Below are 23,377 nucleotides of genomic sequence, written 5' to 3' on the forward strand. Positions count from 1 at the left end.
ACTCATGTTGAACGCTGGGCTGGGCTGGCAGTTTTAGCCTGCGTGGTATCTGGTTTTGGTAAATATTCAGGTTTCAAAATACCTTTTAACTGTGAGTATGGAATGGTAAAACTTGGCATCCCAACCACATAAGGCCCAATTTCATACTCAGCATATTGCAGCACCAAACCTTGCGAACTGAGATAAAAATTATTACTGAGTTTAAATGGCCAAGCATCTTCATAGTCTTTGAGATTGTCTGCCAGTTTTTGTGTCTCCACCCATTGTGAAAACTGCTGATGTAACTGTTTTAACAAGGCATTTCTATGATCTGGCAATAAAATATCATTCAAATAAAGCTGCTGTTTGTGTTTTAAATCAAATGTTAAATATTGCTGGGCGGCAGCCCCATGCGCCCCACCCAGAAAACTATCTGAATTGAGTTGTACGGTGACCAAATTCTCCTGTTTCCGCAAAATTTTGGGCTGAACATGAAAACTGATTTGCGGATTGGCATTGATCTTTTTCAGTTCCTGATCCAGTGCCAAAAATGCTTTGGCATATTGCTGCACTTGCTGATGCAAATCGGCAGTTTGAGGTTCTGATGCCACAAGATCTGAAGCTGCTGGGTTGATCGTAGTTAAATCCAGATTATTCCGTAAGGTCGCAATAATCGCCGCATCCACCTGTTGATCAATAAAGGCATAATTGGTTTTTAAACGCTGCACTTGAAACTCAGGACAATTTTTACCTTCACAGGCAGGAAGCTGCACAGGAATATTGTCTAAATTGGCAGTAAACTCAAAAGGCGCAGGTTTATTTTTAACATGTGTCAGCTGTGGGGATGACACAGGCTGCTCTGCATCATCATTTTTTTTCTGACAGGCACTCAAGCATAAACTCGCACTAAGCACCGATATAGAGAATAGGATCGAGAGATTTTTATGCAACATCAATGCCGCCTTATTGTCATGCTTTTAATTAAAATAACGCCATTTAGTTCACAGTGTTGTATTGTTTTTTAAAACATTTTGTGAAAAACATCGGCTTTGAGCATTTGCTGGGTTTGCTGCTTGTTCAGGAAAATTTCTAACTGCTTGGCATCTTTCACAATTTCATTGGCACGGTAATGTAACCCCACCCCTTCACCATCAAAAAACCAGTCGGCTTGTCCCCAGTGCAATTTTTTCGGAGCAGCGAGCTGTACATTCTTGCTTTGTTTTTTGAGCCATTGCTGGTAGGCACTTTGAACAACTCCATCAAATGCCACCTGTTGCTTGGGCTCAATCACATCTAAAATTTTCAGATCTTTTTGCAGCTTACGGTCGGCAACAAAAAAGTACTGCCGTTCTTTGATTTCGACATCTGCCTGCCGACTACTCACTTGCATCTGAAGCAAAACATACTGGTTGCGCTGGGAAGCTACACGGGTTTGTATATGTAACCGATACGGCTGATTGGCTGAAAATTCATGTTGCCAGTCATCTGACTTTTTCACATAAGCATTAATGGCTTGTTGCAAGCTTAAGTTTTGTTTTAAGCCAATCTGGGTTTGTACCACCTTGCTCTGATTTGTCATGATCCAGTGGTTAAGCCATGTATCTTTGGTGACTAAGCCTTGAATATCAATATCAATACAGTTTTTCTTTTCACAAAATGGCAACGCATATTCAGCACGTTTAGTCTGAATATCGAGATAAGGCAACACATCGGGATTGCTATTTTGTGTGCTGCTGGCTGCTTGTTCTTGTTGTTTGGCAGGTTCTTTATGACATGCACTCAGTAACAATACGCTCGACAATATTGCCATGATGAGTGTTTGCTGTTGTTTCATGTGTTTAGTCCATTGATCCATTTTGGAAAAAACAGCCTCTCAAAAGAAGCTGTTTTTAATATTACTCAACTTAGTGTTCGCGAGTATTACGGAACTGAATATCAGGATAGCGTTCTTGCATGATCTGTAAATTTACACGGCTCGGTGCAAGATAAGTCAAATGCCCACCGCCATCGACAGACAACTGGTCGTGCGCTTTTTTCTTAAATTCATTGAATTTCTTTTCATCATCACAAGAGACCCAACGCACCGTGTTGATGTTGACTGGCTCATAAATACAGTCCACTTTGTATTCTTCTTTCAAGCGGTAAGCAACCACGTCAAACTGAAGTACACCGACTGCGCCCACAATCAGGTCATTGCTGTTTTGTGGCATAAACACTTGTGTTGCGCCTTCTTCAGACAACTCTTTGAGACCTTTTTGCAGTTGTTTCGACTTCAATGGGTCTCTCAAACGTACGCGGCGGAACATTTCTGGCGCAAAGTGTGGAATCCCCGTGAAATGCAGGTTTTCGCCACTGGTAAAAGTATCCCCAATCTGAATCGTACCGTGGTTATGTAAACCAATAATGTCGCCAGGCCATGCTTCTTCTAAATGCTCACGCTCACCTGCCAAAAAGGTTAAAGCATCTGAAATACGCACATCTTTACCAAGACGTACATGATTCATTTTCAAGCCTTTTTCGTATTTCCCTGAGCAAATACGCATAAAGGCAATACGGTCACGGTGTTTCGGATCCATATTGGCTTGAATTTTAAAGACAAACCCAGAGAAACCTTCTTCACTTGCTTCAACAGGACGCTCTTGCGTTGGGTGTGCTTTAGGTTCGGGTGCCCATTGAAGAAAAGCATCCAGAACATGATCCACTGCAAAGTTACCCAAAGCTGTACCAAACAGGACGGGTGTTTGTTTGCCTTGCAAGAACAGCTCACGATCTAACGGTTCATTCGCCATTTGCACCAATTCGAGCGATTCCTCAAATGCAGCAAATGCCAATTCTCCTACTTTTTCACGAATATCGGGATAATCATAACCATCACGTACTTCAATATCAGTAATGGTTGAACCAAAACCTGCTTTATAAACGTAGAGTTTATTTTCTAATAAATTATATACACCTGCGAAATCACGCCCCATCCCCAATGGCCAAGTAATCGGCACACATTGAATTTTTAGCACGTTTTCAATTTCATCAAGCAACTCTAAAGGTTCACGAATTTCGCGGTCCATTTTGTTGACGAAAGAAATAATCGGCGTATCACGCATACGACAGACTTCCATCAATTTGATGGTTCGATCCTCGACCCCTTTTGCACCATCAATCACCATCAATGCAGAGTCAACCGCTGTCAAAGTACGGTAAGTATCTTCTGAGAAGTCTTCATGCCCCGGAGTGTCAAGCAAATTAATAACATGATTTTTATAAGGAAACTGCATCACGGAGGTGGTAATGGAAATCCCGCGTTCTTTTTCCATTTCCATCCAGTCAGAAGTTGCTGCACGGTCGGACTTACGGCTTTTCACCATTCCTGCAACCTGAATGGCTTTCCCCCATAACAGCAATTTTTCTGTCATCGTGGTTTTACCCGCATCGGGGTGGGAAATAATAGCAAAAGTCCTACGAGCCTTTACTTGCTTGACTAATTCGTCTTTAAACATAAGGTAAATCTTCAATATGTACACAGTTTTGTACACACTTATAAATGTGTATCAAGCCAGTGAAGTGATAACTTAAAATTGGCGCAATTGTAGCAGATTTCTAGATGTTGTATTCGAGCATTACTTATTCAAGAAGAGTTAGTCATTCAGAGTCAATATCAAATTAGTTTTAAAATATTTTCGCAACCAAAACTAGTAAAATAAGAAATGAAAAGTAAATTGAAAATTTGTTAAGATTCGTGAAAGTTAATACATTTAAATCTTTCAAATGAGCATTCTGATGTCAGTAATAAAAAAAATACTCCCTTTAACTTTTTTATTCGGAGGTAGCATTTCTTATACTCATGCTGATTTGGTTGAATTAAATTCAACAACTACAGATAGGATTGAGATGCTTACAAGCACATTAGCAAATGGGACATATGCAGATTCAGACGATTCTTCAAAAACCACTCAATTTAATACTGAAATTAGTGAATCTCCTCAGGTAGTTTTACAAGAAGACTATAAGCATCTAAATATTAAACCTTTATATAAAAATTCTGTAGTCAAGTACTTTCCAAAAAGTCGAGAGTATTATGAAATAAAAAAATTCCCAAATAACATACACATGTACAAAAGTACAGATGAAAATTTTGCTTTATTCTTAGATCTTGATATGGACGATCCATATAAAAGCGCCTGGTCAGTCAATTGTCAGATAGATCAAATTACTGATGAAAAAATATGCGCTGTACTGAAATACGAATTTATGTTGATGCGCTCTTCAAAAACAGGATGGTCTTTGACAGTCAGTAAAGAAATTGAACGACTCAATACGTATCGCTATCATTATTTAAGAGTAGATAAAAATACACCATTCAAGACAAAATTGATCTTTAATGGCACATCCGTTAATCCAATTATTAATCAAATGAAAAATGGTCAGACTCTCTATACTCGTTTTTATGAATGGAGCGACTTTTACGAGGAAACCATTTCTTTATATGGATTTTCAGCTGCTTATGAAACAATGAATTTAATATACTCTCAACTAAAATAAAAAACATGAGTTGATATTCTTCAAAATATTAAGCCTATAGGACTTTTAGTACAGGGAAATCCACCTTTTTTTGTGGATTCCTGCCATCATATGTCATTAGAATTTTTTTAATCTAATAGCATACCTGCTATAATTAGACGAGTTAGTGAGGATATTTCTATGAATACTAGAAAAACCACCAAAAAAATTAGTAAAACACGTATTTACCGTGCAGTAGCCAGTTCTAGTGCTATTGAAACAGGTCATTCAATTCAATCAATTGAAGCTCGCCTAAAAAATAATATTAGCAAATATAGTCACTTAACTCTAGCTCAATAATTACTGATTAAAATATCTCTGACTAACCTCTCTATGTGTTGGTAGTCTCCTGCGACACCTGCTTGTATTGAGCCAAAATAAAAATTCTTATGTTTATCCCAAAGTGAGTAATCCAAGGGCTCATATCCTGCTTGTGTCGCCATGACATCCATGACCAAACGGGAAATACGACCATTCCCTTCCCGGAAGGGATGAATCAAAATAAACTCCACATGGCTTTTTGCTAAAAAACTAATTAAAGTTTCAGTATCCATAGCATTTAATTGGCCATACGAATCCAAAAACTCACTTTCAAAGGGCTTGATTTGTTTCGATAAAAATTGGGCCGCGGCAAAGCGAAAATCACCTTTAGACATATCGACTGTTCTTAGATTACCAGCCCAAGAATATATGGGTTTTAGCCACTTTCGGTGCCAGTCCATAATGTCCTGAAAAGACAACTGTTCTATAGAAAATTCATTGGCAAAAATGTAGTTATACAATTGAAGTAATAAATGCTCTTCAGCTTCCTGCATTTCTGTTTCAGAAGTGATACCGAGTTTGTTCTTCAGCACTCGCCCATTTGAACCTAGTTCATAATCACCTTCAGTTGTACAAATTGAATATTTCAAATGTGCTTTTCCTTCTTAAACAACTTTTTTAGTTAGCATACGTCAGGATAATAGTGAATACCCATATTAGAATCATGATTAGATTTAAATTATAGGGCATCTCTTCATCTTGAAGAAAAAACTTTATGGATAGTTGCATGTCATTCAAGAAGTTTATTTTCCCATCTAAGCTTAATCTACTTAAACGTCACTTGAGATTTTTATTTACTCGTCTTCCTATACTTTTGCTTCGGGCTTTTTGGTTTATCTGGAATCATACGTTCAATTAAACCTGCTTCTATTGCAGGATTCAGGTAATTCTTTTGGAAAGTTGCTCTGTGAGTTAAACCCACAAATTGCATCAACTCAGCCAAGGTATAATCATCTTGCCCTAATGCTGAAATTAAACGCTGTACTTGATCACTGAGTTCTTTATGGACATGTATGCCAGCTTGAGCGGTAACATGATCGCTAGCTTGAGCGGTGTCTTGATCGTTTTGTGTAGAGTCAAGGATTGCATCTAAAATCATCTGCAAAATGAATTCAATAAATGGTGCTGAATCAGTACGATCTGTACTTGCTTGCAATGCTTCGTAATAAGCTTTTTGATTTTGATAGATCAGACTTTCAACTGGGATATTGGCAAAGATTGAATTCCACCCACTCAGGATCAATGTTTGCCATAGTCTACCCATTCGGCCATTACCATCTGCAAATGGATGGATAAATTCAAACTCATAATGAAATACTGAACTTTGGATTAGTGGATGTATTTCTCTATCATTTAACCATTCTAGTAAATCAGCCATTAAACGTGGAACTTGATTGGCAGGTGGAGCCATATGTACCACTCGATCACCTGACATTACGCCCACACCACCATGACGATATTGACCGATTTCATCAATCAAGCCTGTCATTAAAATTTGATGTGCTTGTAATAAGTCTACTTCTTGGCTTGGCTGCCATTGTTGAAATGCTTCATAGGCTTTAATGGCATTGCGCACTTCCTGAACTTCTTTCGGAGGTGCAATCACAGTCTTACCATTTAGAATCGCCGTGATTTGTTCTGTACTTAACGTATTCCCTTCTATCGCAAGTGAACCTTGAATAGTACGGATACGATTGGCTTTTCTGAGTTTTAAGCTGTCCTGAATTTCCTCTAAAACAGTCAAACGCCCTATATTCTCACTGATCTGAGCAATCAGATGAATGATTTTTGAGGTGATGGTATAAGGCGGTTGGTATTTCATACTAAATTTTTCCCCCTACCCCTTTAAACTTTTCAACGAACGCTGCAATTTTTTGAAAAATGCTCTGCTTTTTGGTTAAGTATTGTGGGTTTAATGGACTCATTTTAGGCAGAATAGCATTGAGCTCAGTGCCATTATCACTGGCAAATTCCCGTTTCAGCGAGGTCGCAATATAACGTCTCGCTGCATCCTCATTCAGGTTCTCGGCGCCAATCAGTTCTTGTACTTCACGCTGTTGTTCTGCTTGAGCAAAGGTGAAGAAAGTATCAATCACGCTAGCCTTATCACCAATCTGATCTAAGTCTGTTTGATTAATAAAATCGACCAGTAGACTTTCTTTGGCACGGTTGCCTAGGTTAGCACGGATCACTCGGCGCACATCCTCAACTAACGTTGCCTTATCTTTCACCTTTTTATTGTTCTCAAAAATCAGCTCTAGAATGTAATCCAGATTGATTTCTTGTGATTTCAGCAAGTCTACTTCAAAAACTACATCATCCCAATCAATGGTCGATTTTTCTTTTTGTTCAGCCAATTTTTCCCGACGTAACCAATCACGAATATCATTATAAGTGGAACGGTAATCTTGGATTTTTCGTTCAGCTGGCATCTGAATGGTTTGCAAGGCTGACAGATCCTCATCGCTTAAGTAATGTTGGGTCTTGAATACTTCAACTGCCACAAGGTCATTCGCATCAACATTCTGCAAAGCCTTTAGGCTGGCGTATTCATCGTAGTTTTGCAACACATTTTCTACACGCAAGTATTCGCCAAATAATTTCGTAAAGGCTTTTTTATCTGATTCTTTAAAAATTTCATCGGGGTTAGGAAAGCGTTGTTCTAATTCTTTCACAATATCCACAAAACCGCGCCGTGCATCACCAGTCACCACATCGGTAAAGCCTTCCATGTATTCCTTATAACTTTTTTCTAGCACCACATTCTTAGTGTTTTTATCACCAAATAAAGTAATCGCATCAATGGTCGCTTGCTCTAGGTCTCGAAAAGTAACAATATTGCCGAACGTTTTGGTGGCATCATAAATACGATTGGTACGCGAATAGGCCTGCATCAACCCATGATAACGTAGATTTTTATCTACAAATAAAGTGTTAAGCGTAGGGGCATCGAATCCTGTCAGGAACATCCCTACCACAATCAGCAAATCTATTTCTTTGGCTTTGACTTGCTTGGCAAGATCACGGTAATAATTTTGAAAACCCTTACTATCAACACTAAAATTGGTTTTAAACAATTTATTGTAGTCCGCAATTGCGGCGTTTAAAAACTCTTTTGCACTACTGTTCATGGCTGAAATATCAAAACTTTCATCCTGAATATCACCTACGGCATCTTGCTCCTCATTGGCTGCAAAGGAAAAAATAGTGGCAATCTTTAAAGGCTTGTCACTGTTTTTTTGCAGGTTGTTGAGTGACTCATAATACAGCTTGGCAGCTTCTACACTACTGACGGCAAACATGGCATTAAAGCCCTTGCTACCCGCTTGTAAGCGGTGCGTTTTCTGGCGGAAATTCTTCAGGATGTACTGGCTAATTTCACGGATGCGGTCGGGATGCAATAAGGCTTGTTTGTTTTCCGCTGCACTGAGTTTTTTCTCATCCTGTTCGGTTTCGATGATTTTAAACTGTGGACGTACATCATTGTAGTCCACTTTAAATTTCAGCACTTTCTCATCACGAATCGCATCGGTGATGACATAAGAATGCAACTCACGGCCAAATACGCTGGCTGTAGTTTCAGCACTAAGGGCGTTTTGTGGAAAAATAGGCGTACCCGTAAAGCCAAACTGATAGTACTTTTTAAACTTCTTCTTCAGGTTTTTCTGAGCTTCACCAAACTGGCTGCGATGACATTCATCAAAAATAAATACTACTTGCTTGTTATAAATGGGCAAGTCACCTTCACTTTTAATCAGGTTATTGAGTTTTTGGATGGTGGTGACAATAATTTTATTATCATCTTTATCCAAGTTCCGTTTTAAACCTGCGGTACTGTCTGAACCATTGACGCTATCGGGCGAAAAGCGCTGGTATTCTTTCATGGTCTGATAATCAAGGTCTTTGCGATCTACCACAAAAAAAACCTTGTCAATAAAATCCAGCTCAGTTGCTAAACGTGCTGCTTTAAAACTGGTCAAGGTTTTGCCAGAACCTGTAGTGTGCCAAATAAAACCGCCACTTTCGGTATTGTTCCAGTTTTTGGCTTGATACGAACTTTGGACTTTCCACAAAATGCGCTCGGTAGCCGCAATCTGGTAAGGACGCATCACCAACAAGGTATCGCTGATATCAAAAACAGAGTAATGCAGCAGCACATTCAGCAAAGTATTTTTTTGGAAAAAAGTAGCCGTGAAGTCCTTCAGATCTTTGATTAGGCTATTATCGGCCTTGGCCCAGTTCATAGTGAAGTCGAAACTATTTTTATTACGTGTCGTCGTATTGGCAAAATAACGACTATCAGTCCCATTAGAAATCACAAACAGCTGTAAATATTTATAGAGGGAATTTTCGCTATTAAAACTTTCTTTGCTGTAACGGTGTACCTGATTAAAAGCTTCACGGATGGCGATGCCACGTTTTTTTAGTTCGACCTGCACCAAAGGCAAGCCATTTACTAAAATGGTGACATCGTAACGGTTTGCATGGCTGCCTTTTTGCTCAAACTGCTTAATCACCTGCACTTTATTACGAGCAACATTCTTCTTATCTAAAAGGTAGATGTTTTGAATATGCCCATCATCAAAGACAAAATCATGAATATAGTCGTCATGAATCTTGCGGGTTTTATCAACAATACTGTCACTCGGTCTATCCAAATAGATTTCAACAAAGCGTAACCATTCGCCATCAGAAAACTGTACGTTATTCAATGCTTGAAGTTGCTCACGTACATTTGCCAACAAAGCTTTAGCATTGTTTAAAATGGGCAAATATTCATAGCCTTGATTGACCAAGTCCTGAATGAATTCGCGCTCTAAATCCCCTTCACTTTGGTAGCTGTCAACCGCTTGCCATTCTTTGCAATATTTATCTAAGACAATAAAATTGTTAGTTTCGGCAATAGGCTTATAATTAGTCATGGTTTTGATTCCATTGATTTTTGACCGAGAAGATAGGTCCAAAGTGATTTTTAGAATTTTTTAGATAAAATTGCGTTTAAATTTTTCGTGATTTTCAATATTGCTTTGAATATCTTCATGATTCCAAATTTGCAATTCCCAAGGGAAATAAAAATTACTTCTGTTTTTAAAGTAGATATGCAAACCACGATAGCCTTCTTTATCCCGCAAATACCAGTTTTTAAGGTTAAGTTCATCTTGCCAGTCATCTAGCAAATCCATCACGCTGTCAATTTCTTCAGTCGTTAAAATAATACGTGCACCAAAAATATCATTAAGCCAATTGTTTACAGGATATTGGTCTTCACGAGCAGAATAGCGCTGTATTTTGTCATCAATACTTTCACGGGTTTTTACTCGGTAAAAATATTTGATGTCTATATCTGCGGTCATCAGGTAGTCATTAATGCTTTCGTGTAAGGTTAAACGGTATTTATAAATATGCGCAGCAGGCACGTGCCTAATGGTTTTAGAGAGGTTAATTTTCTCAATTTTGCCATGTTCAAAATAATCCTTGGAAAAATCACGGTGCAAACGATTGACTTCGCGAATGAGTTGTTTAACTTGACCAATTTTTTCCATGTTGGTGCTCCACAAATGTCAATGTGATTGGATAGAGGATTGAGGAAAACTTAACAGCAAATCACGATAATACTCGTACTGTTTTTGGCGTAGCTCAATTTCACGCGGTAAACCTTCAGTAATTGAACTGGTTAAAGTATCGAATTTATCTAAAATAGTGACAATTCGCTTTTGCTCATCAAGGTGAGGAATTGGAACATAAAAAGAAAAGAGTTTACTACTTTCAATAGATGCTACAGATCCGCCTGTTTTCCTAGCTGCCCGCAAAATATCCTCCCCTCTTGATCTAATCATATGTGCAAGGTAACTAGGCATAATATGGTTGTGTGGTATTACAGCTTTCATGTCTTGATTAAGTGCAACAGGTACAGGAATTAGTGCACTTGGCAGTAATTTATCTAAAATACTTGAGCGAACAACTATTGCAATTGAGTTTGCTGGTACTAACTTTGTCGAAGAGTTTTCAATCGCATCTTCGGTAATATAGTCCTGAGCTGAATCAACAATTGGTCGCCCCATATCTTTAGGCGAAACCCATGGGATAGTTCCATTTTCCCAATAATCACTATGGCTTTTAGATGGAGTTCCCCCACCGTACCAAGTACCAACATCTCTCAACGTCATCCATTTAGCCTCTATCCGCCGTCCGCTCTCGTCCGCTCTCGTCCGCTCTCGTCCGCTCTCGTCCGCTCTCGTCCGCTCTCGTCCGCTCTCGTCCGAAGGCGATTGTGCTTCGCTCATATCAAATGTCAATAATTTATCTCTAAAATATTGATATTGTTGATTTCTCAGTTTAAGCTCCGCAGTCAGCTCCGCAGTCAGCTCCGCAGTCATAGCAGTAAATGCATCCAAAATTCGTACAATTTCGGCTTGAATTTCAAGGGATTTTTTAGGATTCTCTGGGCTTGGAATGGGGATTTGAAATTTTCTAAAACCATCCATATCTACAGAGGCAAAACTTGACATCGTTGTATTTTTTTTACACCAATCTGCCAATAAAAAACAATAATAAAAAATAAACTTCATATCAAAAACTTTTACATAGCTATCTTTCAAACTTAAATTGGTAAACCTTTGATTTGCCAAATATGGAACAGTAATTAATGCATGTTCACCAATCGTGGCCGATGTTGAAATTATGATGGAATTGGCAGGAAATAATTTCCCCCCTTTTACAGCACTTTCCGAGATTTTTTGTAATGAGTCTCCAAGGATTTGACCATTCTCGCGGATGTCATCCATCCTAAACCACGGAACAGAACCATTTTCCCAAAATTCTTTTTTTGATGTCGATGGTGTATAGCCATTTTTTAAATGAAATATTTCTGAAACTGCTTTCCATTCAACCTGTGCGCCATCAAGTAGCTTTTGCATAAAATCTGTATTACTCATACCACGTCTTCCCCTTCAATCTCTGCCACTATCGCATCAATCTCTTTACGAAGTTGATCAATTTTAGTCACAGTGGTTTTTAACTCGGCATTAAGCTGAAAAATATCCACCTTTTCACGCGTGTCTTTGGCTTCAACATAGCTACTCACGGACAGATTATAATCGTTGGATTGAATCGCCTCTAAAGGTACAGACTGGGCAAAATGGTCTAAATTGGCCTTGCTGTCAAACACCTGCATGATCTGTTCAATGTGTTCATTTGTCAGAGTATTGGTATTGGTTTCTTTTTTGAATAACCCACCAGCATCTATAAACTGGGTTGTAGTGTCTGTTTTATGTTTGGATAGAACCAGAATGGTGACAGCAATGGTGGTGCCATAAAACAAGTTCGATGCAAGCGAAATGACCGTTTCTACATAGTTATTATCTACCAAATATTGGCGAATTTTCTGCTCAGCACCACCTCGGTAAAAAATACCAGGGAAGCACACAATGGCCGCTCGACCCTTAGCAGATAAATAACTTAAGGTATGAAGCACAAAGGCAAAATCGGCTTTAGATTTGGGAGCAAGTACGCCTGCTGGGGCAAAGCGTTCATCATTGATTAAGGTTGGGTCGTCCGAGCCAATCCACTTCACCGAATACGGTGGGTTAGACACAATCGCATCAAAAGGTTTATCATCGCCAAAGTGAGGTTCTCTTAAGGTGTCGCCCAACTGGATATTAAACTTATCGTAATTGATATTGTGTAAAAACATATTCATACGCGCAAGGTTATAGGTCGTATGATTGAGCTCTTGTCCAAAAAAACCGTCTTCTATAATGTGAGCATCAAAATGTTTTTTGGCTTGTAAAAGTAAAGAACCCGAACCACAAGCAGGATCATAAATTTTATTGACGCTGGTTTGTTTGTGCATGGCAAGCTGGGCAATCAACTTTGACACATGCTGCGGAGTAAAAAATTCTCCTCCTGATTTTCCTGCATTGGCTGCATAGTTAGAAATCAGAAACTCGTAAGCATCACCAAACAGGTCGATATGACTGCCTTGAAAATCCCCAAAATCTAACCCTGCTACGCCCTTGAGCACAGCAGCCAAGCGGATATTTTTATCTTTGACAGTATTACCCAAACGGTTACTGGTTGTGTCAAAGTCAGCAAATAGGCCTTTAATGTCCTGCTCCGACGGGTAGCCATTGGCAGAACTTTCTATAGCAGCAAAGATAGCAGCTAAGTCAGTATTCAAACTCTCGTTATTATTCGCATTTTTAGCAATATTGCCGAACAATTGACTTGGGTAGATGAAGTAACCCTTGGTTTTAATCGCATCGTCTTTGATATCTGTAGTAATAACTTGGTCAGAAAGTTCAGCATATTTAATGCTGTCGTCACCGCCTTCGATATAACTGGCAAAATTTTCACTAATAAAACGATAAAATAGCGTACCTAAAACATATTGCTTGAAGTCCCAGCCATCAACTGCGCCACGGACATCGTTGGCTATCTGCCAGATTTGGCGTTGCAGTGCTGCGCGTTGTTGGGTACTGGTCATTTACAAATCCTGTAAAAAAAATAAGAATCAAAGTTAAAACGAATATTAACCTATAAGTTAATATTCAAATACAAGATAAATCAACAATTAGACCTGATTACCCACTCATTCATTTAGCATCAGGCAGATATAAAAAATAAAGGGAGCCGAAGCTCCCAAGTTTATCAATTCTGTAATTCAACCATCTTAATTCACCACCCTCACACTCTGCTGCAACCCCTGCTGAATATCCTGCACAAACCCTTCAGGTGAACCTTGTTGCTCTACCGTCAGGTTCTGCTCTTGTTCAGGAAAGTACTCCTCCAGCACGTCTAACCCTTCTTGTATATCCATCTCAAACCGTGCATTGGCAAAACCTCGTCTGGCGATATGATCCAGTGCCTCCTGATAAAACCCTGCCTGCTTGCTCTGTTCATCAATTTGCTTGGCTTGAGTAATGGCATCATTCAGGCTAATACCCTCTCGTAAAGTTAGATCCACGTAGTACACCGGCTGGCGATAGCTTTGTGTGGTACTTTTCCCTCTTAAAGTGAGTTGCAATGGTAGGCACGACAGTAAGCCTCCTGAAGCTGCACTGTAGTAACTCAACCGTGCTGCCAAAGTCCGAATACTGTTAAAGCCTGTGGTTCTAAAGATAAATGTTCCAAACTCATCCGAGTCATCCAAATTCACATGCAAACGTCCATAAGGCTTGCAATTCCCTCCTTGAGCCAATGGACATAAATCAGGTGATGGACAGGGATGTTGCTCGACCCCTTGATTGGTTAAACGTTGGCAGGTTTCACCATTACCTACACAAACAGGTCGACCGGTCTGCCGATCGAATAGGCTGTACTCCGCACGTAAGTTTAAATCAGGATCATTAAAGATCATTCTAACTGGAATGGTTCTAAGTTTTTGATTGGGTGCCTGCGCCCGAAGTTGTTCATCTAATGGATGTTTTATCCAGCCACTCTCTTTACTTTGAATCTGGGAAGTAATGGTGAACTGATCATCTTTTTCAGGTAGACGTTTGCCATTCTTTTCTACCATACGGCCAATACTGATACGTCCCAGAGCCGGTGGTGTAATCGCTAAACCTTTAATCATGGTTTGTAACTCCTAATATTTTTTTACTGCTGACCTTTTGTTATGTAAACAAATACAAAACCATTTAAAGATCAGATGAAATGCAAAGACCGCCATTATTAGTCCACCGCTCCTTCGGGAGTCGGTGGATTGGGGTGGTTTTTTGCGCTTTTGGGAAGATTGGAAATATCAACGTTATGGATTCAGTCATCGCTATAGATCTGAAAACGTCGTGTACCTGCTTTGTTTTGCGGAAACTGCTCAAGCATTTCAGGATGAAGTTTGAGTAAGGCTTTACTGTCTAAGCTGATTGAATCTTTGGATTTCTTCCACGTCACTGAACCATTGGCAAAGGTTGCTCGTTCAGCATCCCCGATCAACATCTGGATTTGATGCTTAGTTTCATCAAAGTTATTTTGATGTTTTTCAATCTGAAGTTTTTCTTGGGTCAGTTGAGTAAACAACTGATTGGCTTGTTCGTTATGACTCAAGTCTTCAACAGTCAACGGAATATGTTGTGGATAAAGCTGCTGTATTGCTTTAGCTGCCGATTCACTGGCATCCACATCAGGCGGTGTGTCTTTTTCCACACACTCCCAGAAGTAACTTTCTGCATTGATGATATGCTGGATCACGGATTCGGAACGAGTCACTTTGAAAATTTTAGTTTCATGTCCACAGATCAGCACACAAACATGTGCCGCCTGTTTACCTGTCACTGCCAATTGATGTTGTACCTGACACAATACATATAAAGGCACGCCATCTCGCCAAAGTTTTGCGCCGTACTCACCTGCTGTTTTGCATTCCAGAATTTGGACTTCATTGCTACCCACAACGGAGTAGTCCAGATTGGCAAGCATAAAATGCTTATCAGGATCTGGATGCTGAAGCACTGCATTGATTCTGCGTACCTTGTTATTGGTATGCATGCTGTAGTACTCAGCTACCAATGGCTCTAGCTGCTTACCCCAATATAGAGGAGCTACACCTGAACTTTCATCTTCAATCGATTGTTTGACTCGCCCTGTCTTGATCATCCAAAGTTCGAGCATCGACATATAGGGATTCAATCCACAGGCTGCTGCACAATCACTACTGCCAATGCCTTGTCGTCTGACTTCAAGCCAGTCAGATTGAGTCATATTTTTGGTATTGACCAAGCGTTTTGCTGTAAACAATTTTGGGGCAATAAAGGGTTTACTGGCTTGTTGAAGGGATGGGTTTAATATTGCTGTATTCATATCTTGCTTCCTCATTTTTATATGGGTGATGGCAAATAAAGGGCATAAAAAAACCACACCCGAAGATGTGGTTTAATTATTTTTAAAATGTAAATTTAGCTTTAAAATCGCTAATATAGGTCTAACTTTCCATTGCAAAAAACTTAACTTTCTACGCTATGACACCATGCGTAAAGCCTGCTCCAGTCCACGTTGTTTGATCGCTGCTCCTGCACCAAACCAAGCTGAATCCAATCGATGATCTGTACTCATGGCACGACGCTCGTGATCGATAAATTCCGTGATTGAACAGAGTAATCCGTAAGCCGTGTCCTTAGACGATGAAAGTGTTGCACCTCGTCCCTGACCATTAAACATGTCCATTGCTTTAGTCATCGCCTTGGCATTTGGCTCAGCTTTTTCCTTGGCATTTGCCTGCGCTGCCTGAGTCGCAAAATCACGGTAGAACTGGATGATGTTGTCCTCTTGATCAACAATGCTCATCGTGGTGTTGTTAAACACTGCATCGAAATAAGCAGCTGCTTCACCTTGGGTGACTTTACGCTGACTGAGCTGCTTCATCTCATACATGTGTTCATCCCATGCACGAACTGAAATACCCAATTGCTGTTTGACCTTATCTGCATCAAACTTGGTGCTATGCGGAACTTTCACTACACCTGCACTACTGTTCTGACCACGTAAAGCAATCGCCAAGGTGTTGTTGCAGACGACACGGATGGAAGTGAATTGTGCTGTTGTGGCAAGCGTACCGTCACATGCAGTTGCAAGAAGAATATAGCCATTGCTGACATCCTTTCCTTTTAGTGCTGCACTTTGTCCAGTACGTGCCAATGCCCAAAATTTCTTGCCGCCTTTAAGCACACCTGCGGTTTCCAGCTCAAAGCCTGATTGTTCAGTTAAATCACGATAGAACTCTAAGATCTCGCGAGGTTGGACTTCCTGAAAACGTTGGCTAACGACTGACAACGGTGCATGGGTATCAGAACGGTACAGTACGCGCTGTTCTTCATACGGCATGATGATGCTTTGCCCACGTTCATTCTGTGCCATATAACTGACATTGGATGACTCGATACGCCAGTCCATGCCTGCCTGTTGTGCCCAAACTTCAATCGGTTGGTTTTGACTCAGTTGATTCCCTAGTCCATGCCAAGGGGTTTCACCGACATAAGCCATTTGTTCAAGTTGATGTGCCATAGTTTTATTCCTTTTTAAAATAATGTTAAAAATTGGATCTGTTCTTAATTCAGATATTGGATGGGGAACTTTTGGTAGCAGTTATGACAGAAGCACAAGCTTTGCTGCGGAGGTGTACTTTGCTCTGTAAATGAATTAAACAAACCACCAAGTACAGTTCCTGCAATTCCTCCAACGATGGGAGGCAGGTTCAAAGACTTCGCAACAGTTGTGCCTAAGGCACCTAATGCTGCGGGTGATGCAAGATTTGATAATGTTGAATTTGCTTGTTGTATGTTTGCTTCAACAATCATGATGTCGGTTGAACGACAAAAGGGACAATTCAAGCTCATGACTCGACTCCTAAATTCAGGGCATAAAAAAGCCTGTACGATGACAGGCTTTGATTCCATATTTTCATGTGTACTCGAAAGAGCTTCATGATTCTCATTAGGATGTTATGTACTTGAAATAATTTAGAATGTGATTCAACTTATTCGTTGATTTGTTATATAAAATCAGTACGATAAAAAAATACAAAAATAGCTTTAAAATTATGACACACATTCGAATTTCAGATTTTTGTGCAAAGCATGGATACACGGAGCATCAAATCAGACATGCCACTCGTACAGGTAAATTAGAAAGAGTTACTAAAGGAATCGTGGACGAACAACATGCGCTTAAAGCGATGTCTTACGCCAAACCGTTAAAGGCAAAAAAACAGACAAAGACTGCAACTGATACTGTCGGTCAACCAGATCACCTTGCATTATCAAACCCAACTTCAGAAAGACCTGAATTTTTATCTTTGGAATGGTTTAAGTCAAAGATGGGATCTGTAAAAGAAGGGGGGCGTGTTTTCCCTCCTGATGAATGATTTGCGTAAAGTACATTTGATTACAAAGGGGGTGTACCCCCCTTTGTACTTTCAGATATTCAGCTAAATATAATATTTACCTTTGTGCCATCTCCTGACACTTTCAATAAATCATTCAATTGCTTTAACCTCAACCAAGTCTGGCAGTTGATAATCATCAAAATTCTTATGCTTTAAGTAATGGCGGTACATTTGACTAAAAATAGATAAAGCTTTCTGCTCAAGTTGATGCTGCTTCCCTCTTTCATTTAGCACAAAAAAACGCTGCTTCAATTCATCCTCAAACTCATCAGAAAATAAATATTGGTATTTATTTATAACAACAAAATCCATGCCTGTATCATCTCGGCCAAGAGCGTCTTGTCTAAACAATCTTTGCAAAAGAATCAGGATGATACTTTCTTCATCTGTTTCAGCTTCACGCTCCGCCTCATTCATCAGATGGTAAAATGAATTCCATGTTTCATATTCCCCCTGATGGACATCATCAATTCGATAAAATAAATTGCTGGTCTTTCTCGACGTGATTAATGGCAATTCATGACCTTGAGGTGGCATAGCAAAGGCATGAGTCTGATCATAACTACTGGTAAACAAAACTGCTTTAAACTGCTCATTAAAACTCATTGCCTGATCAAATTTTTGCTCCAAACATAAAGTATAGTATTTTTCTAAAGCAGCTTGCGCACGTTCAAAATAAGACTGGTATACCATAAGCAATGCTTGCTGTTTGGCACGGATTTTATTGTTTGCTTGAATCTCTTTTTTGATCACTATTTCGTGTTTAGCAAGCACTGCATAACACCAGTGTAAAACCCAGTATAGTGCTAAGGCTAAGCTTTTCTTTTTGTTATTTTCTACATACTCAAGGCTATCAATCAACTCAATGATGCTGTCTAAATGAGCTAATACAGATTCATCTGTGTTATAGAGTTCCCGAAGCATAGCGATCAATTGGTCAGGATGTCGAATACACTCTCCCTCCCCCTTAAAACCATGCATTGTCAGCTGGGCAACAAGTCCACCTAAAATATAGAAATGCTCTTTACTGTTTAAACCTGTTTTCTTACAGATGAGCTGTTCAAGTGCTTGATCAAGTCCAATGTGATGATTCCAGCCTACAGGCTGATAAGTCGGAACATTCAAAAAAAGACGAGTAGAAACGAAGCCAACTTGCTGAAAATGATATTTATCTAAACCACATAGACAAGCAAGCAAATCATAGCCATGTGAAGATTTTAATGGCTCAAATTCACAATTATAAAAAGCGATTTCTGAATTAAGACGCTCAACGAGAGATTTCGTATGCTTTGCGATTGGCATGACTGATCCTTTAAGATTCACTCAATATAAGGTGCACAGCTTTAAACCTCATATCGGGATCAAAAGATCACAGTTATGAATAAATGTTTATAAAAAGAAGTTTTAACTGTTTTTTTTACTAATTGCTGTGCTAGTAGGGTCAATATCACCTGTAGCAGATTATTTACTATGCTTATTTTGATGTCAACTCGAATCTACATCATTTGATTTTTTCTTTTTAGTGCCGAACTTTATAAGCTTGTTTGGCTAAAACCAGCCATGATTTTATCATTCAAATGCTGATCTACATCGTCAGTCGATTTTGACAGACCATTTACTCAAAGCACACTCAAAATTAAGCAAGCACAGTCATTTCTCGATAATTGGGATAAACATCCTGAAGTACTCACTGCCATGATGGAATCCGATATTGATCCCAACAATCCTGAATATAGTAATAATATTCCGATGGAGATGGAGCAACCAGAGGTATCAGTTCGTGCCAGAATTAATAGTCGGGAATCTCAATCAGCGTTTAACGTGTCTGGGGCAATTGAGTATATTTTGGAAATTCAGTCCATCACTGAACAACCCTTCTCTTTACAGGGATTAAATATTAATCGTGGTCGCTGTGGTTTTTATACAGGAGATTTCTATAGCAAAATTCCGGTGCAAATGAACTATAGCTCTAGTGTATCTTATCTGCTGAAATATCTTGGTAATCAGGTACTTGAAGCTGAAATGATTACAGATCAAGGTAATGTAAATCCGTCGTTCTAATAGCAAGATAGAAGAGAACACTTCTGTTTGCAGTGTTCTCCACTTAAAATTAATAATTAAAGACCTCTACGCCATTCCACCTCATACTGACCTGTGCCAAAAGTCCTCATTTGTGGAGATGTTTTTACACGTAAATGTTGGTCTTCTTTTTCAGGATTAACCAAATACATCGCTGCACGAATAGCATTTGTAAATTGTATTGGTTGATCGCGATGGATCATTCCAATCCCAAGCAAACTATTTTTATCAAATTTTTCTTTGTTTTCTTTGGTATTACAATTGTAGTAAGTACCCTGTTGATTGGTGATTTGCACCCAATACTCAGCCACCTGTTTTGCTAAACCTGAATCTTCATGATGTCTATTCCCATCGTAGATGAGTAATAGATGACAATGATAGCCTTTTTTAGCACCCTGCTCTAATGCCCAAGCAAAACCTTGTAAACCACTAAAACAGGTATCCTTATTTGACATTCGATTGCGTAGTATTCTCAATGCCTCATAAAAATCTTCTATGTCCCAATAAACTTGTTTTGCTTTAAGAATACCAATATCTACCCGTACAAACAGCAATCTAGCATAGTGTGTAAGCAGTTGCTTGAGGTAGTATTCAAGCTTAAAACGATTACTTTGTTCTTGATATTGAAAATCTAATTTTTCTCGTAACGCATTTTTCATCTCATACTGAATCATGCCCTGAATATAAAAAATATGATTCAGTTCAAACTTAAGAATATCTGTATACATTTGGAAATCGAGTTTTTCCATGATGTAATCAACAAGAACGATGACTCTTTTAAAAACTCGTATGATTCTAGAATAAGTAAAATCTTCTCTGTAAATCTGCTTAAACCATACTATTGCTTCCAGCAACTCTCGTTTGAATTCTTCATGATCATCAACAAATTGCTCATGGCATGTACTGACCATAAAATCTTCTATGGAAATAAGAATAGATGATTCATTTTCTAATGGACTATTCTGGGACATTTGGATTCTCTCTTGAAACATAAGGTTCATATGTAAGGGAGAGATATAAAATTTTACTGATCATGTTTCTCAGCAGGATGTTGTAGTCATCCTGCTGAGCTGAATAAGCTCATAGACTTTGGAACATACTATAGGGTTAGTTCTAAATGTTTTACACTGTGTCATTGGTACATGATCTATAGCCCATTTGAGTATGGGCTATACTGTGCTAAGCAACTCACTGTATTGAATTAACTAGATAAGATATTGTTTATATTATTAATATATATTACTTATAGTTAATAATATATATTACCTGTTAAGTATCTTAATCTGTTGTTTCGATAAGTTCGTTCATCTACATAACGCTAATCGCCGATGTATCGGATTTTGCTTAGGCTAAAGTTACGCCACTTTTTATTTTAGAGCTATGATGAATAACCTTAACCCCCCCTCTACTACTCAAGATGAAAATTTAACAAAAAGCGTAGGTTCTCAGGGAACTTATGAGCTTAAAGTATTTAATGAAAATGAAGCATATCGTCAACTTGAAATCATTCAGCTCATTTTACATATAAGAAAATTTGAAAAAAAACCTATCTACTTACCACATCAAAAAAAGCAAAATATTTATTCGATTGCTGATAAAAATATACATGACTCACTCCGAAGAATTGATCCTCACTACTTTGAAGATGAAACTTGCACAAGTCCTGAAGTGGACTTATTTCGCAAGGTATTGAAAGAAAATATAACGCTTCATCATTTAACAGTTAGTCAGAGTGATTTTTGGATTAGAAGTCATAATGATGCTATCGCCCTAGCACCCAATCAATTTATTTTAAAAGCTGAAATTTTAAATGACTTTTGCCATCAGATTGCCTGTTCAATTGCAAGCGATACAAGCTATCGAAAAGCACTCCAGTTACGCCAAGAAAAAAGCATCAATCAGAACAAGAAGATCAAACGACTGGTTAAAAAATTATTAAATACATTCAGAAGATTACTTATCATTAAAATGGATTTTTCCATACATACTGATCATACAGTCACGCTTGAATTATTAAAAACTTACCTGCGGATGTTCATCAAAAAACTTCATGCACCGAATGATATAGTTCCGCCCATTGTTGGTTTTGTTTGGAAATTAGAATACTCAGTATTGAAAAGATATCACTATCATTTTCTATTTTTCATGGATGCGAATACTTTTATAGAAGATAAAAACTTTGCCGATAAACTTGGTGAATTATGGCAAAACATAACCTTAAAAAAAGGGATTTATCAAAGCTTCAATCATGACAAGCGAGTTGATAAAAATCTTGCTATTGGTATGCTCACTTACGATGATCAAGAAAAAATTGATGCATTACATGTGATGATTGATCACATTACCAAAACAGAGCAATTCATCATAGAAAAAGGGCAAATTAATCAACGAACTTTTGGTTATAGCACTCGTAAGTACGCAACAAGGTAAATCAAGTACCCTATAATGATTTACCTAAATTTTGCAGAAGAGTAGTTCAAAATATTTTAGAATCTACTTTCATCAAGATAGGAACACTATCAACTTGAATAATAGAGTTTTTATGAGCATGCAAATAGACCCAATAGATTTGAAATTCACTCACGATCAAATATATTTCTGTGTTAATGAACACAACCTACTCACCATGCAAAAAATTTCAGAAATCATCACAAACCCAAGTTACAGCCCCTTCAAATTAAAAACGACCAAAAAGGGTAAGTACTATGTCAGTAATAGTCCTCATACAGATCACATATTTGAACTTTTACAAAATTTTCCTGGCATAAGTTCTGTGTTACTCGAACATCCATTATTCAAGCTCAGTCGAAGTGTTAGGGCATTACAAAAAGCTTATTCAAACTTAGGATATGAATTGGATCAACCAATTAATCCTTTGCTGTTGCCTCATGAGCAATACGTCAACGCTATTTTGCCTATTGTAAATGGATTCGTAAATGAATTAAAAAGAGACTCAACGAGTCGAATGGCAATGACTGACAGACACCAACGCTTAGAACTAATTAATGAGATAAAAAAAGCAAACGCGCGTGTAATGAAAAAGCTTTTTAAAACCCAGCAGCGATTTAACCTTAATATTTTTACATATATATTCCATATGGATAAATGTGAATCACGTGATAAACCGTTTATTGAGCAAGGGCTTACACAACAAATTTCAAAAATGATTGATCAATTTCATGAAAATTACAAATCAGAAATTTTAGAATTATTTTTTCGAGTTCAACGTGATTTATCAAATAATTATGTACTGACTGTATATAGTGCAACAGAACGTGAATGTGAACCGCTTTCAATGAAAGATTTCATTCCTCTACGAAATGGCAATTCTCTCATCATCACCCCTCACTCCAATATTACATTAAGCGCTCATGAAGTCGATTATCCGATGGATATTCAGGATGTTGAGGGCACAAATGAAAAAAGATGGAAAGCGATCTTCAGCGAACTACTTGCAAAATACCACTATGTCTATTATGAATCTGAATATGTATCGCCCAAATTCATTTACAAAGATTGTAGCACTAACTATTAATTGTGAAAGATTGGACACACTATTTTGTTAAT

20 protein-coding genes and 1 pseudogene are annotated in these 23,377 nt (G+C 38.4%); 6 read left to right on the plus strand and 15 right to left on the minus strand.

Annotated elements, in window-relative coordinates:
• Window positions 1–2: 2 nt before the first annotated feature.
• The 3 genes from E0H77_RS08035 to E0H77_RS08045 all read right to left on the minus strand — a co-directional run bounded on the left by E0H77_RS08035 (window position 3) and on the right by E0H77_RS08045 (window position 3,473).
• Window positions 3–932: a DUF3298 and DUF4163 domain-containing protein gene (locus E0H77_RS08035; RefSeq protein WP_131376706.1), complete on the minus strand. Its 930-nt coding sequence runs from the start codon at window positions 930–932 to the stop codon at window positions 3–5.
• 68 nt (window positions 933–1,000) lie between these two features.
• The gene (locus tag E0H77_RS08040) at window positions 1,001–1,813 is read right to left on the minus strand and encodes a hypothetical protein (RefSeq protein ID WP_131376709.1); all 813 of its coding nucleotides are present in this window, start codon (window positions 1,811–1,813) and stop codon (window positions 1,001–1,003) included.
• A 70-nt stretch (window positions 1,814–1,883) separates the two neighbouring features.
• Complete coding sequence (locus E0H77_RS08045) at window positions 1,884–3,473, minus strand: peptide chain release factor 3 (protein WP_131376712.1); 1,590 nt, start codon at window positions 3,471–3,473, stop codon at window positions 1,884–1,886.
• Between the two features lie 280 nt (window positions 3,474–3,753).
• Here E0H77_RS08045 and E0H77_RS08050 point away from each other — a divergent pair, with 280 nt between their 5' ends.
• Together E0H77_RS08050 and E0H77_RS13745 are read left to right on the plus strand one after the other, a co-directional pair.
• Entirely contained in the window at window positions 3,754–4,515 is a 762-nt protein-coding gene (locus E0H77_RS08050; protein ID WP_131376714.1) for a hypothetical protein, read from the plus strand.
• Window positions 4,516–4,674: 159 nt separating this feature from the next.
• Window positions 4,675–4,833: a hypothetical protein gene (locus tag E0H77_RS13745; protein WP_165491506.1), complete on the plus strand. Its 159-nt coding sequence runs from the start codon at window positions 4,675–4,677 to the stop codon at window positions 4,831–4,833.
• Here E0H77_RS13745 and E0H77_RS08055 read toward each other — a convergent pair.
• The 10 genes from E0H77_RS08055 to E0H77_RS08100 form a co-directional block, all read right to left on the minus strand.
• Window positions 4,827–5,444: a Fic/DOC family protein gene (locus E0H77_RS08055; protein ID WP_131376717.1), complete on the minus strand. Its 618-nt coding sequence runs from the start codon at window positions 5,442–5,444 to the stop codon at window positions 4,827–4,829. The genes E0H77_RS13745 and E0H77_RS08055 overlap by 7 nt on opposite strands.
• A gap of 200 nt (window positions 5,445–5,644) precedes the next feature.
• A complete protein-coding gene (locus tag E0H77_RS08060) occupies window positions 5,645–6,676 on the minus strand; it encodes a Fic family protein (protein ID WP_131376720.1) in 1,032 nt (343 codons plus the stop codon).
• A 1-nt stretch (window position 6,677) separates the two neighbouring features.
• Window positions 6,678–9,776, minus strand: coding sequence for an HsdR family type I site-specific deoxyribonuclease (locus tag E0H77_RS08065; protein WP_131376723.1), 3,099 nt, complete (start codon window positions 9,774–9,776; stop codon window positions 6,678–6,680).
• 60 nt (window positions 9,777–9,836) lie between these two features.
• Window positions 9,837–10,397, minus strand: a complete 561-nt coding sequence (locus E0H77_RS08070) for a nucleotidyltransferase family protein (RefSeq protein ID WP_131376726.1) — start codon at window positions 10,395–10,397, stop codon at window positions 9,837–9,839.
• 18 nt (window positions 10,398–10,415) lie between these two features.
• The gene (locus E0H77_RS08075; protein WP_131376728.1) at window positions 10,416–11,789 is read right to left on the minus strand and encodes a restriction endonuclease subunit S; all 1,374 of its coding nucleotides are present in this window, start codon (window positions 11,787–11,789) and stop codon (window positions 10,416–10,418) included.
• On the minus strand, window positions 11,786–13,339 hold the full coding sequence (locus E0H77_RS08080; protein ID WP_131376731.1) for a type I restriction-modification system subunit M: 1,554 nt from the start codon (window positions 13,337–13,339) through the stop codon (window positions 11,786–11,788). The genes E0H77_RS08075 and E0H77_RS08080 overlap by 4 nt, the downstream gene beginning before the upstream one ends.
• Before the next feature lie 186 nt (window positions 13,340–13,525).
• Window positions 13,526–14,428: a recombination directionality factor gene (locus tag E0H77_RS08085; RefSeq protein WP_005206892.1), complete on the minus strand. Its 903-nt coding sequence runs from the start codon at window positions 14,426–14,428 to the stop codon at window positions 13,526–13,528.
• 182 nt (window positions 14,429–14,610) lie between these two features.
• Window positions 14,611–15,651 (minus strand): YqaJ viral recombinase family nuclease, encoded by a 1,041-nt coding sequence (locus E0H77_RS08090; RefSeq protein ID WP_131376734.1) that lies wholly within the window; start codon window positions 15,649–15,651, stop codon window positions 14,611–14,613.
• Between the two features lie 156 nt (window positions 15,652–15,807).
• Window positions 15,808–16,851 (minus strand): DUF932 domain-containing protein, encoded by a 1,044-nt coding sequence (locus tag E0H77_RS08095; RefSeq protein WP_131376737.1) that lies wholly within the window; start codon window positions 16,849–16,851, stop codon window positions 15,808–15,810.
• 44 nt (window positions 16,852–16,895) lie between these two features.
• Complete coding sequence (locus E0H77_RS08100) at window positions 16,896–17,183, minus strand: hypothetical protein (RefSeq protein WP_131376740.1); 288 nt, start codon at window positions 17,181–17,183, stop codon at window positions 16,896–16,898.
• A gap of 203 nt (window positions 17,184–17,386) precedes the next feature.
• Between E0H77_RS08100 and E0H77_RS08105 the strand changes: the two genes are divergently transcribed.
• On the plus strand, window positions 17,387–17,710 hold the full coding sequence (locus E0H77_RS08105) for a type IV toxin-antitoxin system AbiEi family antitoxin domain-containing protein (protein WP_131376743.1): 324 nt from the start codon (window positions 17,387–17,389) through the stop codon (window positions 17,708–17,710).
• A 111-nt stretch (window positions 17,711–17,821) separates the two neighbouring features.
• On the opposite strand, the gene E0H77_RS08110 is transcribed toward E0H77_RS08105, so the two are convergent.
• Window positions 17,822–19,033, minus strand: coding sequence for a hypothetical protein (locus tag E0H77_RS08110; RefSeq protein WP_131376746.1), 1,212 nt, complete (start codon window positions 19,031–19,033; stop codon window positions 17,822–17,824).
• A gap of 333 nt (window positions 19,034–19,366) precedes the next feature.
• On the opposite strand from E0H77_RS08110, the pseudogene E0H77_RS08115 reads away from it, so the two are divergent.
• Window positions 19,367–19,792: pseudogene (locus tag E0H77_RS08115) on the plus strand (hypothetical protein); the annotation flags it as partial.
• 56 nt (window positions 19,793–19,848) lie between these two features.
• On the opposite strand, the gene E0H77_RS08120 reads toward E0H77_RS08115, so the two are convergent.
• Complete coding sequence (locus tag E0H77_RS08120; RefSeq protein WP_131376749.1) at window positions 19,849–20,781, minus strand: YagK/YfjJ domain-containing protein; 933 nt, start codon at window positions 20,779–20,781, stop codon at window positions 19,849–19,851.
• 412 nt (window positions 20,782–21,193) lie between these two features.
• On the opposite strand from E0H77_RS08120, the gene E0H77_RS08125 reads away from it, so the two are divergent.
• Together E0H77_RS08125 and E0H77_RS08130 are read left to right on the plus strand one after the other, a co-directional pair.
• On the plus strand, window positions 21,194–22,240 hold the full coding sequence (locus tag E0H77_RS08125) for a YagK/YfjJ domain-containing protein (RefSeq protein WP_131376752.1): 1,047 nt from the start codon (window positions 21,194–21,196) through the stop codon (window positions 22,238–22,240).
• A gap of 196 nt (window positions 22,241–22,436) precedes the next feature.
• Window positions 22,437–23,345 (plus strand): hypothetical protein, encoded by a 909-nt coding sequence (locus E0H77_RS08130; protein WP_131377076.1) that lies wholly within the window; start codon window positions 22,437–22,439, stop codon window positions 23,343–23,345.
• Window positions 23,346–23,377: the final 32 nt, after the last annotated feature.

The sequence above is a fragment of the Acinetobacter brisouioides genome (assembly GCF_004331075.1).
In the GTDB taxonomy this organism is placed as follows: Bacteria; Pseudomonadota; Gammaproteobacteria; order Pseudomonadales; family Moraxellaceae; genus Acinetobacter.

Bases quoted from the DNA above. Each gene is read 5' to 3' on its own strand.
- E0H77_RS08035 (WP_131376706.1), bottom strand. From the start codon at position 932: ATGTTGCATAAAAATCTCTCGATCCTATTCTCTATATCGGTGCTTAGT.
- E0H77_RS08040 (WP_131376709.1), bottom strand. From the start codon at position 1,813: ATGAAACAACAGCAAACACTCATCATGGCAATATTGTCGAGCGTATTG.
- E0H77_RS08045 (WP_131376712.1), bottom strand. From the start codon at position 3,473: ATGTTTAAAGACGAATTAGTCAAGCAAGTAAAGGCTCGTAGGACTTTT.
- E0H77_RS08050 (WP_131376714.1), top strand. From the start codon at position 3,754: ATGTCAGTAATAAAAAAAATACTCCCTTTAACTTTTTTATTCGGAGGT.
- E0H77_RS13745 (WP_165491506.1), top strand. From the start codon at position 4,675: ATGAATACTAGAAAAACCACCAAAAAAATTAGTAAAACACGTATTTAC.
- E0H77_RS08060 (WP_131376720.1), bottom strand. From the start codon at position 6,676: ATGAAATACCAACCGCCTTATACCATCACCTCAAAAATCATTCATCTG.
- E0H77_RS08065 (WP_131376723.1), bottom strand. From the start codon at position 9,776: ATGACTAATTATAAGCCTATTGCCGAAACTAACAATTTTATTGTCTTA.
- E0H77_RS08070 (WP_131376726.1), bottom strand. From the start codon at position 10,397: ATGGAAAAAATTGGTCAAGTTAAACAACTCATTCGCGAAGTCAATCGT.
- E0H77_RS08075 (WP_131376728.1), bottom strand. From the start codon at position 11,789: ATGAGTAATACAGATTTTATGCAAAAGCTACTTGATGGCGCACAGGTT.
- E0H77_RS08080 (WP_131376731.1), bottom strand. From the start codon at position 13,339: ATGACCAGTACCCAACAACGCGCAGCACTGCAACGCCAAATCTGGCAG.
- E0H77_RS08085 (WP_005206892.1), bottom strand. From the start codon at position 14,428: ATGATTAAAGGTTTAGCGATTACACCACCGGCTCTGGGACGTATCAGT.
- E0H77_RS08090 (WP_131376734.1), bottom strand. From the start codon at position 15,651: ATGAATACAGCAATATTAAACCCATCCCTTCAACAAGCCAGTAAACCC.
- E0H77_RS08095 (WP_131376737.1), bottom strand. From the start codon at position 16,851: ATGGCACATCAACTTGAACAAATGGCTTATGTCGGTGAAACCCCTTGG.
- E0H77_RS08100 (WP_131376740.1), bottom strand. From the start codon at position 17,183: ATGAGCTTGAATTGTCCCTTTTGTCGTTCAACCGACATCATGATTGTT.
- E0H77_RS08105 (WP_131376743.1), top strand. From the start codon at position 17,387: ATGACACACATTCGAATTTCAGATTTTTGTGCAAAGCATGGATACACG.
- E0H77_RS08110 (WP_131376746.1), bottom strand. From the start codon at position 19,033: ATGCCAATCGCAAAGCATACGAAATCTCTCGTTGAGCGTCTTAATTCA.
- E0H77_RS08120 (WP_131376749.1), bottom strand. From the start codon at position 20,781: ATGTCCCAGAATAGTCCATTAGAAAATGAATCATCTATTCTTATTTCC.
- E0H77_RS08125 (WP_131376752.1), top strand. From the start codon at position 21,194: ATGAATAACCTTAACCCCCCCTCTACTACTCAAGATGAAAATTTAACA.
- E0H77_RS08130 (WP_131377076.1), top strand. From the start codon at position 22,437: ATGCAAAAAATTTCAGAAATCATCACAAACCCAAGTTACAGCCCCTTC.